The sequence below is a fragment of the Arthrobacter sp. SX1312 genome (genome assembly GCF_002929295.1).
GTDB lineage: Bacteria > Actinomycetota > Actinomycetes > Actinomycetales > Micrococcaceae > Arthrobacter_D.
Window position 1 is genome coordinate 182,891 of sequence record NZ_PJIM01000001.1, and the last position, 15,233, is coordinate 198,123.

Consider the following 15,233-nt stretch of genomic DNA (forward strand, 5'->3'; position numbering starts at 1 on the left):
ACTTCTATCTGTGTGCCTGCCTATCGATGATGTCGGCCAGGATGGCTCCGGAGCGGAGCAGAGCGAGTGCGCGTTGGGCGATGGCCTGGAGCCGGGCGTCCAGAGCGGCGAGTGAACTGGCAACATCGGCGAGTTCGCGAACTGCGGTGATCGCCGTCTGGACATCGAGGATTCGGTAACCACCAGCACGGAGGGCGGCGGTGATACGCGCTTCCCGGATCGCGCGGACTGGGTACCGCCGTGCGGTTCCAGCCGCAGTAGTAACTCGCTCCGGCTCGACCAGGCCAACGCTCTCCCAGAAGCGGAGCGTCGATGCCCTGACGCCGAGAGCTCGCGTCAGTTCGGTGATGGTCATGGAGTCGCCCTCCACGGGAGCGTCGTCGGTGGTCGCCTCGGCGCTAATGGACTCCAGTGCGGATCTTGCTGCAAGTGTCTTCTCACGCTCCTGGTTGAGCCGGGCGTGGAATTCGCTCACCAGCGCTACAGCTTGGTCAAGTGGGTCGATGCGGATCTGCCTCATGGCGCGTCGCGCCTCAACAGGTCCAACTGCGTGGGCGAGGTCGCGGTAGGCGCGCAGACCCTGCAGATGATCCGGAGAAAATTGTCGATACCCACTGCGATCCCTAACCGCCGGTGGGATCACACCAAGTGCTTCCAGATCGCGCACTTGCTGGACGGAGTACCCCGCTGCTGCTGCGATGGCGGCTGTGTTCATCAATGGCGATGCTTCGCTTGTTCGCATACAACCCTCCATAAGCACTTCAAGCACATGCTTGAACTATGACTATGGACCAACTGTTAAAGAGAATCCGATCATTCGACGGGGTGCTCGAACTTGCCCCCAGCGAGGGCAGTGAATTTCCGGAGATCGCCTGGGGGGACTACTTCTTCTACTACGCACCCGACGGCCAAGTACTGGCACGTCAGCAGCCCTACGCCACGATCCTGACGAAGAACTACCCCGACGAGGCGATGTCCAACCTTGACGAGCCGGAGCGCTGGCGACTAAATATTCACGTCGGTGCCACCATGTTCGTCGAACTGACCGGGGAGACCCCCCGGTCCCCAGCACGATCGTGGGACTATGCGGCAACCGACGTGATCGTTCCGCACCCTGTGTACCGCCAGCAGGGCTGGGTGTCGATCATCAACCCCAGCGTGAACACCAGCACGGTGTCTATTCGTCTTTTGCGTCAGGCGCACGAGGCCGCCCATCACCGAGCTGAGCACCGACGCCCCCACGAGCGGGCCGGAGGCGAGCCTGGGGCAGGTGATAGTCGATGACTCACCGGAACGCGCCGCTCTCCGTTGAAGGGAGGCGGCGGCTTGCCGAGCGATGTCAGACACGTCCCATCGCGCACGTCGCCCAGGAAATGGGCATTTCGCGGGCGTGCGCATCGAAGTGGGTGAACCGGTGGCGCAAATTCGGGGAGGTTGGGTTAGAGGACCGATCCTCAACGCCGCGTTATCAGTCGACCGCGACGCAGCAGGACATCGTCCGACAAATCGAGAAGATGCGGCGCGAGTACAAGTGGTCAGCATCCCGGATCACGTTCGAGCTCAACGGCACTGGGATCACGAGCAGCCGCCGCACCGCGAGTCGACTCCTGGCCCAGCTCGGGCTGAACGGCCGCCGATTCATTGATCCCAACGGCGACTCCAATCGCACACCCCAAGTGATCCTCGCGAAACGACCCGGCCACATGATGCACGTCGATGTGAAGAACGTTGGTCGCATCCCCGACGGCGGCGGGTGGCGCGCCCACGGCCGCGACTCCGACCAAGCCCGCACCGCAGCACGAACCAAGATCAACAGAGGAAGACGCGGATACGTGTACCTGCACTCAGCAGTAGATGGCTACACCCGTATGGCTTACACGGAGCCACTGCCGGACGAAAAAGCCGCGACAGCGATCGCGTTCGTCCATCGGGCACGGGTCTGGTTCGCCGTACACGGCATCACCCACATCGAGAGGATCGTCACCGACAACGGTGCGTGCTACCGGGCCGATGCGTTCACAAAATCCCTGCTCGGGTCGCTGCACAAGCGCACAAGCGCACCAAGCCCTACACTCCCAAGCACAACGGCAAGGTCGAACGGTACAACCGGATCATCGCCGAGGAGTTCCTCTACTCGCGCACTTGGATTAGCGAAGCCGAACGCTCAGCAGCCATCGCCGTGTGGAACGTGCACTACAACAACTACCATCGACCCCACAGCGCTGCCAAAGGCAAGCCTCCTGCTTCACGCGCTCCGGAACACGTAACCAACGTCATGGCCTCATACAGCTAGAGGCAGCTTCGTCGGAACTTCGAAGACCCAGCCACGAGGACTCCACCCTGCCCCTCCGGACATGGAATCGGCGCAACCAGCGGATACCTCGACGTGCTGATGGGGTCCGGGTAACAGGCCGCCCGGCCTGCCTCGGTAGGCTTGACGGCGATGAGCAGAACCACCGGCCCCGCACACATGACGAGCAAGACGACCTCCCGATCCTCCCGCCTGACCCTCGCCGCTGCCGGCGCCCTCCTCGCGCTCGGGCTCTCCGGCTGCGACGCCAGGGCCGCGCTGGACGGTCCCACCGGCCCGAACTCGGCCGCGAGCCAATCTCCGGCATCCGCCGGCACTGCGCTGGCCGCCCTCGAGCAGATCCCCCTCAAAGGCCGCGCCCCGAAGACCGGCTACAGCCGCGAGGAGTTCGGGTCCGCGTGGGCTGATGTCGACCGCGATGGCTGCGACACCCGTAATCAGGTCCTCAACCGGGACCTTTCCGACGTCCTGCACGCCACCAGCGTGCCCTGCAAGGTGGAGTTTGGGGTCCTCGACGACCCGTACACGGGCGCCCGCATCGAGTTCCAGCGCGGCCAGGACACCAGCTCCGACGTCCAGATCGACCACATCATCGCCCTCTCGAACGCCTGGCAGACCGGCGCCCAGCAGCTCACCGCCGAGGAGCGCCTCCAGCTGGCCAACGACCCGCTGAACCTCCGGTCTGCCGACGGCCCCACGAACGGCGCCAAGGGCGACGGGGACGCCGCCACCTGGCTGCCGCCGAACAAGGCGTTCCGCTGCGAGTACGTCGCCACCCAGACCGCCGTGAAGGCCAAGTACGAGCTCTGGATGACCGCCGCCGAACACGACGCCATCGTGCGCGTCCTCGACACCTGCCCCGACCAGCCACTGCCGACCCGAGGCGGCGCCAAGGGACAGCCGGTGGCCGTCGACGAAACGCCCGCACCTGCGGCGACTGAGGAGCCCGGCACAGAGGCTTCTGCAGCTCCGGCCGGCGAAATCGCCTACGCCGACTGCGCCGAGGTGAAGGCCACCGGCACCGTACCGATCATGGCCGGCGATCCCGGGTTCAGCCCCGCCTTCGACGGCAACGGTAACGGTGACGGCATAGGGTGCGAATCATGACGGTGGGGGCGGACGGTGGCATCGTGTGTCAGCTCACCTCGCCCTTCACAGGCGGAGGAGCGCCCATGCCCAGGGGAGGGGTCGGGCCGAAGCGCTCGATCGATTGCGGCATGGATTCGAAGTCCATCTGGAGAGCGTCCGCTCCTGCCCATCACCGGCGTTCCGGAACGTGTGCCACTGGTCCCGAGGTTTCACCACGAGCTCTCCCGGTCCGGCGTAGTACACCTCGTCGTCGAGCAGGAAACCGACACGACCGTCGGTGACGATGGTGCATTCATCCGCGCGGTTGCGCATATGCAGCGGTACTCCGAGTTCGCGGCCCGTCGGGTTGAAGCTCCCATCGTCAACTACCGGAACAGACTGATTGAGCAGGTGTTGAGGAGATCAGCGACGGCCGGTTCGGCCTGCTGCAGGACCACCTGTTCAAGAGCCCGAGCACCGCAGACGCCGTCGTCGCAGGCCTCAACCCCGCGCGGTGCGCCGGGCGGTGTACCGATACATCCTCACGGCCATGAACACGCGGTTCGACCTCGCCGTCCAGCACCTACTACCCGGCACCCGCCGACACCAAGCCCGGGAACGCTTTCGTCGAGTCCCGCCAGGCCGTCAGCGGCGGGTGTGCGGCCGCGCGTAGCGGCGCATCAGATCGGTCAAGGCCAGGATTGTGATGATGATGGACACGGCGACGGCGGCGAGGCCCACGTAGAGCCCCGTCAGCATCGCCATGGGCGAGCTCGCGCCGGCCAGGTAGCCGATGCCACCGATGGCTCCGACAAACCAGAACACGGCCACCGCGAGCAGCGCCAGCAACGACGGCAGAGCCGCCCGATTGTCCCTCAACCACTGCGTCGGACGTACCTTTTCGATCCCCATGAGCGCCATGATCCAAGCATGAGTCCGGGACACGGCACCGCCGCCGTCGACACGTACCGGTTCGGTCACGATGTGATCCGATGAATGGCCTGGGCGCCGTGGATCACGGTGCACCCAGCCCCTTGACGCTATATCCAAGAGATTCATTCGGAGGTAATATCCGCCTCGGGGGATGAAGCAGGGCAGGGTTCTTGCCGGGCGGCCCCTCGCTGTCCACAAAACTTCGTTCTCAGGATGATCTCCGTGCCCAAACTGCCGTCCCTCCTCGCCCTCGCCGCGACCACCGCCCTCCTCGCAGGCTGCGCCAGCGCCCCTGATGACGAGCGGGCCGCGGCTCCTACGGCTGCCGCAGAGACTGCTTCGGCATCTCCCAGCGCTCCGAAGCCGTCCGCCACCCCCGTAGCGACCCCCTCTGCTACCCCGCCAGCCGCCCCTGCAGCGGAGTCGGTCGCACCGGAGGCTCCCGCGACGGTGCCCGCCCCCGCGATCACCCCGCCTGTTGCCCCTCCAATTGAAGCTCCCGCGGCCCCTGCAGTGACCGAGGCGCCGGCGGCGGCTCCCACCATCACGGCCGATCCGGAAGCCGTGGTACCCGCAGGCGTCGTCGTCACGCCGCACCCCGAGTGGGGCGTGGTGAGCACCACCGTCACCCAGGGGTCCTCGTTCACGATCAACGGCAGCGGATACCAGCCCGGGCAGCAGATCATCATCAACATGGGCATCGCCCAGTCCGACGGCATGGTGATGGACGAGCAGTCAGCGATCACCGACGCCGGAGGGGCCTACAGCTTCACGATCACGATCGGGCGGGATCTCGTGCCGCGGACCTATGGCGTCCTGACCTATCCCGCGGATGCTCTGGGGAACGGCCCGGCCCTCGAAGCCTCGAAGCGCTTCGCCGCCATCGAGGTCGTCGCACCGTAGCCGAAGGGTCGCACCCGGCCTCGTCGGCAGCCCGGCGCCGGCTCCGGTCGCGCGAGCCGGATGCGGAACGGAGACACCGGGCGTGCCTAGGGGCGGCGGTACCGGCTGATCATGGGACAGTCGAAAGGGTCCCGGGCAGACAGGCCAACGTGGTTGAGGTGGGTGATCACTGCCCTGTAGGACGCCAGCACGCAGACTTGTGTGTAGGGAATGCCCATTCTCTTGCAGTGTTTCCTGACGATGAGGCTTGCTCGGCGCAGGTTCGGCCGGGGCATGTTCGGGAACAGATGGTGTTCGATCTGGAAGTTCAGGCCACCGAACACGGAATCAGTGAACGTGCCGCCTGTGACGTTGCGCGACGTGCGCACCTGACGTTCGAGAAAATCCGCGGTGGTGTCGTGGGCCAGAATCGGCATTCCTTTGTGGTTCGGGGCGAAGGCGGCGCCCATGTAGACACCGAAAACCGCCAGCTGCACGCCGAGGAACGCGCACGCCATCCCTGCTGGCAGGAACCAGAACAGGACGCCGAGGTAGCCGCCGAAGCGCACGCCGATCAGGGCCAGTTCCACCCAGCGGCCAGACACCGGTTTCCGCTCGACCAAGGTCCTGAAGGACTGAACATGCAGGTTGAGGCCTTCAAGAGTCAGCAGTGGGAAGAACAGATAACCCTGCCGTCGCGTGAACCACGCGCTCAAGCCCGTCTTCGCGGCAGCGTCATCGGCCCGGAAGGAAAGGGTGCCCATGGCGATGTCGGGGTCTTTCCCGACGGTGTTCGGAGTGTTGTGGTGTCGTGTGTGTTTGGTGATCCACCAGGCATAGCTGATCCCCACGAAACCCGCGGCGAGTATCCTGCCTGCCCATTCATTGGCCGTACGGGAGGCGAAGATCTGGTGGTGGGAAGCTTCGTGGCCGAGGAACGCGAGCTGTGTGAGGATGACTGCCAGGGTTGCGGCGATGAGCAGTTGAGCCCAGTGGACACCGACCAGCACGAACCCGATGCCCGTCGCGGTCAGGGCGAGCATGAGCAGGAGAAAGACGCTGATGTAGAACGGTCGGCGCCTCTCGAGCAGCCCATCGGCCCGGATCTGCTTCAGGAGCGTGGCATATGAAGCAACGGCGTCATTCGGTGTGGCGATCCGCACCTTGCGCGTCACCGACGGAGCGCGTCCGGTGCCTCGCGGTCCCTGATTCGGAGAAGCCCATAGGCCAGGGTCGGCGACACCGGATGTTGCATCGTCCACAGGGTTCATCTGCCAGCCCCTCTTGTCTCAGCCTCGTGGCGCCGATGGAACGGCGGATGGCCCGCTGGCAGGGTCCGGGACAGCACCATCAGGATACGTCTGCCCAGAACCACCGGTACGATCCAGAACAACGTGATGCTCGGCGTGCGAATGCGGGTTGCCTGATCTACCATCCGGCGCACGACCCATGGACGTCTGCGTCAAGGCCACCCGGCCCGCCCGTCCAATACTGGTTCCGAGGGCTATCAACCTGTCCCCACGATGCCGCAGAAATCGACGTCCGCGGTAATTTCTACGCGCGCCCGTGCCTCACCAATGTGTCTCACGTCGACTGCCCTCGACCTCTTGACACCACTCGTCCTTTCCCTTCCACTGGTGTCGGTCTCCGTGATGGTCCGTGGTCATAGGAGGGCTTCGAATGGATGGGGAGCCGGGGCAAGTTGCGGCGTTCGATCGGGCGATTCTGGGGTTGGCGGATGTCAGCGACGACGCTCTCACGTCGATCATCGAGGACGATCTCGGCGTCCGTGGCGTCGAGATGGCGAGTTGCCACGCAGAGGTGGCCGAGTACGACCTCGACGCGCTCACCACGGCAGGGCGCTACAGGGTTCATGGCACTGCCAGACACGCGGGCGGTGTGTCTCCGTACTCCTTCTTCGTCAAAGTGGTGCAGTCCTGGACCCGCTCGCCCCAGTTCGAGCAGGTTCCCGAGGCGTTCCGTGACATAGCGGCGGCGAGCCTTCCGTGGCGCAACGAGCCTGCTGTCTACAGGTCCGATCTCCGGGATCGTCTCCCCGACGGTTTCTCGATGCCCCGTGCGTACTCCGTTGTCGACATCGACGAGCTCTCGGCCGGTCTGTGGCTCCAGTTCATCGACCACGACTCGAGTCGATGGGGAATCGATACCTTCGCGCGCGCCGCCTACCTGCTCGGCAGATTGGCCGCGAGCCCGACCGTTCGACCGCTCCGCACTCTCGGTAGCACCGACGTGGTCCGTGGCTACGATCGTGGTCGGCTCGAACATCAGGTGCTGCCGGTGCTCCGCAGCGAGGAACTCTGGGTTCATCCGCTGGTGGCGGGGGCGTTCGATCCTGACCTGAGGCATCGCATACTGGATGCAGCTGAAGCGCTGCCGCGCTTTCTGGAGGAGCTCGACGGAGCTCCGCTGGGCAGCGCGCATGGCGACGCCTGTCCCCGCAATCTGCTCGCGACGAGCGGGAACCAGGAGACGCTGGTCCTGATCGACTTCGGATTCTGGTGCGAGGCGCCGCTGTCCTTCGACCTCACCCAACTCATGGTCGGGGAGATTCAGACCGGGGAGCGTCCTGCGTCCGAGCTCCCCGACCTCGAAGGCGTGTGCCTGCCGGCCTACCATCGGGGGCTGATCGACGAAGGATGCACCGTCTCCCTCGACGCCCTCAGACGCACCCACGCGCTCCTGATGGTGCTGTTCTACGGCTTGTCCGCGGTGCCGCTCGAGGTACTCTTCGGCTTGCCCGCACCAGGGTCGGCAGACGTCGTGCGGGAGCGTGCGCGAGCGGCCTCCTTCGTCCTCGATCTACTCGACTCCACCCGCGGCCCGTGAGTCGGCGACGTCGGAGCGGATCATGTGAACCACTGGTAGGTCGTCTTCAATCTTCTCGATCCCGTCCGGCCGAAATCCGTGTTTGCGGTAGAACGCCTGTGCTCGAGGATTCGGACGGGCTACCCATAAGGTCGCTGCTTCCCATGGGGCGAGCACCGCTTCGAGCAGGTTCGTCCCGGCCCCGGACCCATGCCACTGCTTCAACACGTAGAGGACGTAGAGGTGAAGTGGATCGGACGCCTGAGCACCCGGCCCTGACATGGCGATCCCGACGATGATTCCGTTGTCCTCCGCGACAGCTACTCGGTGAGTGATGAATCGTGGATCCGTCAGCACCGTGTTCCATTGCCGCTCCCGTGCGGAGGTGAAGCCCGGATCGTCGAGGATGTGATCAGAGATCAGGCCGCGATAGGTCTCGTTCCACGCCTGCACGTTGACGTGCGCCATTGCAGGGACATCGGTCAGCTGCGCAGGGCGAACCCTGATGGTCTGAGACATTTCGTGAGTATAGGGGCCGTTCCCTCCGCTGCCCGGCCCGCCGCGGGCCAGACGTGCGTCCTCGCTACAGTGCCGCGGCAATCAGGGTGATCAGCGGAGGTACACCCTGACCGAGCGCACCGCCGATCCCCTTCCCCTTCGGTCTGCCCATCGCCATCCGGTCGGCAATGAACAGCACAATGCCGGAGAGCATCATGAACCAGCAGATATAGATCACCAGGGCGCGGCCGACGGCTTCATCGCCCATGGCCCACAGGGCGACACCCACGATGATGCCGGCGGCGAGGAACAGGTTATAGAAGCCGACACCGAAGGCCCACAATCGGACGGCCGGAACATCGGCGGTGTCCGTGAGGAAGACCCGATAGTGCACCCCTTCCCGCTCGAACAACAAGGCCTCGCAGACGAACACGGCGACGTGGATCAGCGCCGCGATCAGGGCGAAAGTCCAGACAACGGTCGTCATGGCACGCCCTCCAGTGTCACCGGATGCCGGGCCAGGACTGCCTGAAGCTCAGTGGCGGCGTCCTGGATGGATCGGCCACGGGGGACGGCGGCATCGAGGTCGGCATGGAACCGGCCCATCGCTCCTGTCAGGCTCATGACGAGGAATGTGGTGGACGGGGTGAGCACAGTGAAGGTGTGGAGGGCGTTGGCAGGGATGGCAAGGGAACATCCTGGACCCAGGTCGTAGCCCTCGTCCCCCACCTGGACGATCATCCTGCCGTGCAGCACATAGTAGGTCTTGTCCCAGCCGGTGCGGTGCAGCGGAGTCGCGGGACCGCGGGGCGCCATCACCTCGAACAGCTCGTACTGATCGGCCGTGCTCTCGGCGCCGACCTTGACCGTGAGCACCGCGTCCGGGGAAGCGAGTTCCACGCCGTCGCCGGCTGGCGTGTATTGGACCGTGGTTTCCATGCGGCCCACGGTAGGCGCGGCGTCGTGCAGCGGTCGATCCCAGAATTGTGGGGATGTGAGGAGGGTGCTGCGGTGCCATACTTCTGGTGTGTGGGACGAACGCGCTTCCCGCCTCCGCCGGGAAATCACCCAACTCGCTGCCGCCGGACTCAGTGTCAGCGAACTCCACGCCGCGGCGATCGAGTTGGTGGGCCGGACCGTCAGCACCGATCTGACCTGCTGGGCCAGCATCGACCCGGAGACCCAGGTCATCAGCTCTATGGTCAGCGGTCAGAACCGGATACCGACCGAATATGAGTCTCGACTGGCCGAAGCCGAGTACTCATTGGATGAACCGTATACCTTCGCCGCCCTCGCACGTCAGGGCGCCACCCTCGCCAGACTTTCTGACCTGTCCGCCGACGATCGGAGGCGCAGCACCAGGCTCCACAGCATTTGGCGGCCACTCGGGATGGACGAGGAGCTCCGAGTCATGTTCAGAGCCGACGGCGTATGTTGGGGTGCGGCGGGCCTGGTCCGGTCAGGAGTGGAGTTCACGGCGCGGGAAGTGGAGTTCCTGGCGGCAATTGCGCCGGCCATCGGATCGGCCACCCGACTCGCAGTGCGGTCGGAGGCGCAGGGCGGTACGGGGCCGGGTCGGCCGGCCCTGGTGATCATCGCCGCGGATGGTCAGCTCGTAGGGGTGACGCCTGACGCCCGGGAGTGGCAGGAGCGGCTCGACGCAATTGCTCCCGGGCGATTCCGGGTGATGATGCAGGTCATGGCGTCAGGCTCGCATGCAGCGGCGGCGGGATACTTCAAGGCACGGCTGCGCGACGCCGATGGGCGGTGGGCGGTCCTCCAGGCCAGCACCCTGATCGGCGGGGAGGAGGATCAGGTGGCGGTGGCCATCGAGCCGGTCACAGGCGACCAACTGGTCGGGCTGCTGCTGCTGGCCTACGACCTGAGCGCCCGGGAACGGGAGATCTGCCGTGAGGTGATCGGTGGACACTCCACAGCTGAGATCGCCGGTCACCTGTTCATATCAGTCCACACGGTGCAGGATCATCTCAAGTCGGTCTTCGCGAAGGTCGGCGTCCGTAGCCGTGGCGAGCTTGTCGCCCGCTTGCGCCCCGACAATGCGGACGGATACGCCACCACCGGCCCGCAGTTCGCTCGGCTCTGACTGTTGCTCCGCACTCGTTCGCGGGTCGTTGAACAACCGGGCGCCGGTCGGATGGGCCTACTGCGCGTCGCGGGATATTTCCTTGAAGTAGCGGGCAACAGGCCACCGCTCGAATCCGGATGCCTCGTAGAGCCGACGGGCCGGCGCGTGTCCCGGATCATCGCCGGTCTCCACCATCACCATGCGCATTCCCCTTGATCGCACGCGTTCGATCGAATGCTGGATGAGCGCGCGACCAAGTCCTTTCCCCTGGTGCGGTGGGTCGACAGTGAGGACGTAGATCTCACCCATGCTGTCCTCCGGGTGGAGTCGTGTGCAGACCCACCCGACGGGTGAGTCGTTGATCAGCGCGACATCTATGTTCTCCGGTTCACCGTCGAGGGTGGCAGCCAAATCGTCGTACTGGCGCCTGCGCCAACCCTCGGGATAGAACGACTCGTAGACGAATGCGGAGACGGCCGACTCCAGTCGAGAAAAGACGGGTTCCCACGCGCGGACCGACAGTGCCAGGAGCGGTTCGCGGTGTTCGGCAGCAAACGGGACGATTCGCATGGATCAACATTAGCCAGAGGAGCTCACCCCGGTGTCGGCATTGCCCGTAAGCATCTGTCTCACACCGGGACGTTCGGCAACGTCCGCGAGCGGATGGCTTCGCTCTATCGGTGCTTGGCCGACCCCTTCCCGCACGCCTCGCTTGCGGACATCCCCGGGTCCGACAATGGCATCGGTGGCGGCCATAATGATGGCTCGAGGTCGCACGGGGAAGGAACACTGATGGCTATGCCGACGCACGACTGGCAGCTCACCACCGCTGAGACGGTTGCCCGGGCACTCGCCGTTCTCACCGAACACCGGTTGGGTCTGAACGGCGGAGGCGTGCCCGGACAGCTGAGCCTTACCGGCGGGAGCAGCCTCGAGGGTCTGCTCACCAAAGGGGACATCGACTTGCACCTGCGGGTGATGCCCGGTGAGTTCGCGATTGCAACGTCCAGGCTGACGCTCATCTTCGATCGGGCGCGACAAGAGATCTGGACACCATCGTTCGCCGTGTTCGAACGAGATTCCACGCCACCGGTCGGGATCGCCGTGACGGTCGTCGATTCGGAACACGATCGGCGGTTCGTTCGGTCCTGGGAACGAATGCGCACCGATGAAACAGCACGACGCTACTACAACCTGCTCAAACGACGGGGTGGCGACGTTGAAGCCGCCAAAGCGCAGTTCTTCACCGATCTGGTCGCATGATCGTGCCGACGATCGGCAGGTGTATTTCCTTACTGTCCGCCCGGAGCAGGGGTTGCTGGGCACCGCTTCAATCTTGACGGCGACCACAGCCGGCGGGAAACTGATTGCCTCATCGCGAGCCTCGTCGAGGCCAGTCGCCCCGCCGCCATGGCGGCCGGACACCATGACAGTCACCCGTGCGTGACAAGGGAATCAGAGCTCGAGTCAGGAGATCCTGATGAACACCGCACTTCGCGGCACCACTCCGACCACTGCGTCGATCGCCGCAACGGAGGGACCATGATGTGGACCACGGACCAAGTCATCCAGATGCGCGCGGACCGACCGGTTTACCGCGACACCGTGCAGGACAATGAGATCGCCTGGATCCGCACCGGTGAGGAGACCGGCGGGGAGTACAGCCTGCTCTACAGCGATTCCTCCGCTGGCGCCGGCGTGTTCCCGCACTTCCACACGCGCTATGAAGAGACCTTCTACGTGCTGGAGGGATCCCTCGACATCGAGATCAGCGGTGCAGACCGCCAACTGCAGCCGGGGGAGAACGCCACTGTGCCGTTGAGGGCGGTCCACCAGTGGCAGAACACCAGCGATCGCCGGGTGCAGTTCGTCGTCGAGGTCCGGCCCGCCTACCCGTCGTTCGAGAAATGGCTCGCGGTGCTGCAGAACATGTCCTCCGACGGAATGACCCACGCCGATGGGCGCCCGAAGAATATCTCGCACGGGGCGCTGATCATCGTGGACTCCGACATCCACCTCGTGGGCCGCGACCGGGCGATGATGCCGGTGTTCCACCTGCTGGCGCGCCGGGCCCGACGCAAGGGCATCGACCGCCAGCTCGAAGAGCGCTACTGGCACCAGCACTGACGGAACAGGCCCCGGTCGGAGCGCACCCCGGGCGGGGCCTTGACGTGCAAGGTAGTCCGAGCTCAGGAACAGCGGCCCTTACCCGGGGGCTCTGGCCGTGGATATGATCGTGCGCTCGACAGCCGCTAATTCCGCTGCCCATCACGCAATTTCATGCTCCGGGATCTCGGTGGAGGCAATACGATGCCAAGCCAACGCACCGTCCTCGTTACGGGCGCCGCACGAGGGATCGGTCGAGCCATCGCCGAGTACCTCGCGGAGCAGGACTGGAGGGTGGTTGCGACCTACAATACGAGCCTTGAGGAAGCGAATGTTCTGCGGCGCACGCATGAGGTAGAGATACGCCGCCTCGACCTCCTGAACCGCGCCGCAGTACAGGATTTCGCTCGTCGGATCGGTGACGAATTCTACTTCGATGCCCTCGTCAACAATGCCGGGGTCCTGGAGAAGGAACCGTTCGAGGCGCTGAGTCTTGACGTCTGGGACAGATCGTTCGAGGTCAATGTCACGGCCCCTCTCATCCTTGCCCGGGAGATCGGCCTCCGCATGTCATCAGGTGGGAGCATCGTCAACATCGCCAGCACGGACGCCGCCGTCGGATCGTTCCGCGGCATCGCGTACTCAGCCAGCAAGGCAGCCCTACTTTCAGTCACCCGAAGTCTGGCCAACGTGCTCGGCCCCCGCGGCGTTCGCGTCAATGCTGTGAGTCCCGGCTGGGTCGACTCCGGCATCTTGAACGAACCTTATGAAGCAGCCGGCCTCACACCTCTAGGACGAAACGGACGACCTGACGACATAGCCGGCATCGTTGCCTTCCTCCTCAGCGCCTCCGCTTCCTTCATCACGGGAGCAACAATTGTCGCTGACGGAGGCTACACCGGGGTGGACTACTTCATGAAGAAGGAAAATGACTCCCTCGGGTAGGCACCCTCACGTTCCGGCTCGAAGTATTGGACTCGACCAGCCCTCTGGTCGAAATCCACGTCGAGGCGTTCGGGAAGAGGGCCTGCCCGGCACCTCGGTCCGGCTGATCAGCCGCGGACAGCTGCCAGGGCGTCCCGCACCGCGGCGACGGCGACGGCCGTGTCGGCGTCGTCCGTGCTCCAGTTGCTCACCGAGATCCGCAGGATGTCCCGGTCCTGCCAACGCGAACCGGACATCCACACCCGGCCGTCGGCGATGATCCGGGCAGTCACCGCGCGCGTCGTGGCGTCGTCGCCGAAGGCCAGGCAGACCTGGGTGTAGGAGACGTCGTTGAGCACCTCGACCCCGTCCAGTAGGGCCAGCCGGTCCGCTAGCTGTTGCGCGTGTAGCACCAGTCCCCGGACCTGACGCGCAACGCCGTCCCGGCCCAGCGACTTGAGGGCCGCCCACACCGGAACGCCCCTGGCCCGCCGGGACAGTTCGGGAACCGTTTCGAGGGGGTCTGCCGGACCGTCCCCGTCCCGGATGAGGTAACTGGTATGCACGCCCATCGCGGCACGCAGCGCTGTGGCGTCCCGGACCACCACGACGCCGCAGTCGTAGGGAACGTTCAGCGTCTTGTGCGCATCGGTACCCCACGAGTCCGCTTCCTCCATCCCAGCGGTCAGAGCGGCGAGCTCCGGCACGGCGGCCGCCCACAGCCCGAAGGCGCCGTCCACATGGACCCAGGCACCATGAGCCTTGGCCACGGTGATCGCTTCCCTGAAAGGATCAAAAGCACCGGAGTGCAGGTTCCCGGCCTGCAGGCACACCAGCAGCGGGGGGCGTCCCGATCCGCCGGCTTCTTCGCGCCCGGCGTCGGTCAGGGCGCGATCCAGAGCGCAGTCCAGTTCTGCAGGATTCATGCGGCCCTGCCCGTCGACAGGTACCACCGTGGGCCGGCCGAGCCCCAGGTAGCGGAGGTCCAGATCGATGGTGTCGTGCCGCTCCTCGCCCACGAAACAGTGGATCCGCGGTCCGCCGGCCAGCCCGTACGTGTCCAGGTCCCATCCGGCGTCGGTCATCAACCGCCACCGAGCAGCGGCCAGTCCGGTGAAGTTGGCCATCGTGGCACCCGTCGTGAAGCCCACATCTGCGTCCCGCGGGAGGTTCAGCAGATCGAGCAGCCATCTACCGGCGGCCTCCTCGATGGCCGCCGTAGCCGGGGTCGCGAACCGGAGCCCGGTGTTCTGGTCCCAGGCGCTGACGAGCCAGTCCGCAGCCAGCGCAGCGGGCACCGTGCCCCCGATGACCCAGCCGAAGAACCGTCCGGAGGGCATGGCCATCAGTCCGGGTTCAGCCTTGGCCGCCAGATCGTCCACCACGTCGGCCGCCGGGGTTCCGGCCTGGGGGAGGGGACCGCCGAAGTCCGCCGCGAGATCGGCCGCGGTCCTGCTCGGGCCGACGCGCCGCCGATCCTGGCTTTCCAGCCACTGGCGCGTATGCCCGAAGGCAGCAGCCAGGGCGTCTTCGTAGTGTTTCTCAGGTGCTGACATGGCCGCATGCTACCCCCGTGACTTCGGGACGGGCAGTGCCTTC

The 15,233-nt window shown here is 65.4% G+C and carries 17 protein-coding genes and 1 pseudogene; 9 read left to right on the top strand and 9 right to left on the bottom strand.

The window, feature by feature from the left end; translation table 11 throughout:
• Positions 1-4: 4 nt before the first annotated feature.
• Positions 5-715: a MerR family transcriptional regulator gene (locus CXQ92_RS00815; RefSeq protein ID WP_219815662.1), complete on the bottom strand. Its 711-nt coding sequence runs from the start codon at positions 713-715 to the stop codon at positions 5-7.
• 71 nt (positions 716-786) lie between these two features.
• Here CXQ92_RS00815 and CXQ92_RS00820 point away from each other — a divergent pair, with 71 nt between their 5' ends.
• The 3 genes and pseudogenes from CXQ92_RS00820 (at position 787) to CXQ92_RS00830 (ending at position 3,418) form a co-directional block, all read left to right on the top strand.
• The gene (locus CXQ92_RS00820) at positions 787-1,284 is read left to right on the top strand and encodes a DUF6194 family protein (RefSeq protein WP_181033573.1); all 498 of its coding nucleotides are present in this window, start codon (positions 787-789) and stop codon (positions 1,282-1,284) included.
• Positions 1,281-2,293, top strand: a pseudogene (locus CXQ92_RS00825) (IS481 family transposase). Before CXQ92_RS00820 ends, CXQ92_RS00825 begins: the two are co-directional and overlap by 4 nt.
• Positions 2,294-2,443: 150 nt before the next feature.
• Positions 2,444-3,418: an HNH endonuclease family protein gene (locus CXQ92_RS00830; RefSeq protein ID WP_219815663.1), complete on the top strand. Its 975-nt coding sequence runs from the start codon at positions 2,444-2,446 to the stop codon at positions 3,416-3,418.
• 45 nt (positions 3,419-3,463) lie between these two features.
• Here the strand turns inward: CXQ92_RS00830 and CXQ92_RS18840 are convergent, their stop codons facing one another.
• Both CXQ92_RS18840 and CXQ92_RS00840 read right to left on the bottom strand, forming a co-directional pair.
• The gene (locus CXQ92_RS18840; RefSeq protein ID WP_104164425.1) at positions 3,464-3,712 is read right to left on the bottom strand and encodes a cupin domain-containing protein; all 249 of its coding nucleotides are present in this window, start codon (positions 3,710-3,712) and stop codon (positions 3,464-3,466) included.
• Between the two features lie 312 nt (positions 3,713-4,024).
• A complete protein-coding gene (locus tag CXQ92_RS00840; RefSeq protein WP_146067335.1) occupies positions 4,025-4,360 on the bottom strand; it encodes a hypothetical protein in 336 nt (111 codons plus the stop codon).
• A gap of 174 nt (positions 4,361-4,534) precedes the next feature.
• Here CXQ92_RS00840 and CXQ92_RS17730 point away from each other — a divergent pair, with 174 nt between their 5' ends.
• A complete protein-coding gene (locus CXQ92_RS17730) occupies positions 4,535-5,215 on the top strand; it encodes a hypothetical protein (RefSeq protein ID WP_146067336.1) in 681 nt (226 codons plus the stop codon).
• 86 nt (positions 5,216-5,301) lie between these two features.
• Here the strand turns inward: CXQ92_RS17730 and CXQ92_RS00850 are convergent, their stop codons facing one another.
• Entirely contained in the window at positions 5,302-6,369 is a 1,068-nt protein-coding gene (locus CXQ92_RS00850) for an acyl-CoA desaturase (protein WP_258069628.1), read from the bottom strand.
• 556 nt (positions 6,370-6,925) lie between these two features.
• Between CXQ92_RS00850 and CXQ92_RS00855 the strand changes: the two genes are divergently transcribed.
• Entirely contained in the window at positions 6,926-8,041 is a 1,116-nt protein-coding gene (locus CXQ92_RS00855) for a phosphotransferase (RefSeq protein ID WP_181033507.1), read from the top strand.
• Here the strand turns inward: CXQ92_RS00855 and CXQ92_RS00860 are convergent.
• The 3 genes from CXQ92_RS00860 to CXQ92_RS00870 form a co-directional block, all read right to left on the bottom strand.
• Entirely contained in the window at positions 8,015-8,539 is a 525-nt protein-coding gene (locus CXQ92_RS00860) for a GNAT family N-acetyltransferase (protein WP_219815664.1), read from the bottom strand. The two genes, CXQ92_RS00855 and CXQ92_RS00860, sit on opposite strands and share 27 nt — an antisense overlap.
• 64 nt (positions 8,540-8,603) lie before the next feature.
• Positions 8,604-9,005, bottom strand: coding sequence for a DUF1304 domain-containing protein (locus CXQ92_RS00865; protein ID WP_104164435.1), 402 nt, complete (start codon positions 9,003-9,005; stop codon positions 8,604-8,606).
• The gene (locus tag CXQ92_RS00870; RefSeq protein WP_104164437.1) at positions 9,002-9,457 is read right to left on the bottom strand and encodes a cupin domain-containing protein; all 456 of its coding nucleotides are present in this window, start codon (positions 9,455-9,457) and stop codon (positions 9,002-9,004) included. Before CXQ92_RS00870 ends, CXQ92_RS00865 begins: the two co-directional genes overlap by 4 nt.
• An 88-nt stretch (positions 9,458-9,545) precedes the next feature.
• Between CXQ92_RS00870 and CXQ92_RS00875 the strand changes: the two genes are divergently transcribed.
• Complete coding sequence (locus tag CXQ92_RS00875) at positions 9,546-10,622, top strand: response regulator transcription factor (RefSeq protein ID WP_104164439.1); 1,077 nt, start codon at positions 9,546-9,548, stop codon at positions 10,620-10,622.
• A 57-nt stretch (positions 10,623-10,679) separates the two neighbouring features.
• On the opposite strand, the gene CXQ92_RS00880 is transcribed toward CXQ92_RS00875, so the two are convergent.
• The gene (locus tag CXQ92_RS00880) at positions 10,680-11,174 is read right to left on the bottom strand and encodes a GNAT family N-acetyltransferase (RefSeq protein WP_104164441.1); all 495 of its coding nucleotides are present in this window, start codon (positions 11,172-11,174) and stop codon (positions 10,680-10,682) included.
• A 222-nt stretch (positions 11,175-11,396) separates the two neighbouring features.
• On the opposite strand from CXQ92_RS00880, the gene CXQ92_RS00885 reads away from it, so the two are divergent.
• From CXQ92_RS00885 to CXQ92_RS00895, 3 genes are all read left to right on the top strand, one after another.
• On the top strand, positions 11,397-11,867 hold the full coding sequence (locus tag CXQ92_RS00885) for a hypothetical protein (RefSeq protein WP_146067337.1): 471 nt from the start codon (positions 11,397-11,399) through the stop codon (positions 11,865-11,867).
• A 279-nt stretch (positions 11,868-12,146) separates the two neighbouring features.
• The gene (locus CXQ92_RS00890) at positions 12,147-12,731 is read left to right on the top strand and encodes a cupin domain-containing protein (RefSeq protein ID WP_181033508.1); all 585 of its coding nucleotides are present in this window, start codon (positions 12,147-12,149) and stop codon (positions 12,729-12,731) included.
• Positions 12,732-12,914: 183 nt separating this feature from the next.
• Positions 12,915-13,655, top strand: coding sequence for an SDR family NAD(P)-dependent oxidoreductase (locus CXQ92_RS00895; protein ID WP_181033509.1), 741 nt, complete (start codon positions 12,915-12,917; stop codon positions 13,653-13,655).
• Between the two features lie 107 nt (positions 13,656-13,762).
• On the opposite strand, the gene CXQ92_RS00900 is transcribed toward CXQ92_RS00895, so the two are convergent.
• Entirely contained in the window at positions 13,763-15,190 is a 1,428-nt protein-coding gene (locus CXQ92_RS00900) for an aspartate aminotransferase family protein (protein ID WP_104164449.1), read from the bottom strand.
• Positions 15,191-15,233: the final 43 nt, after the last annotated feature.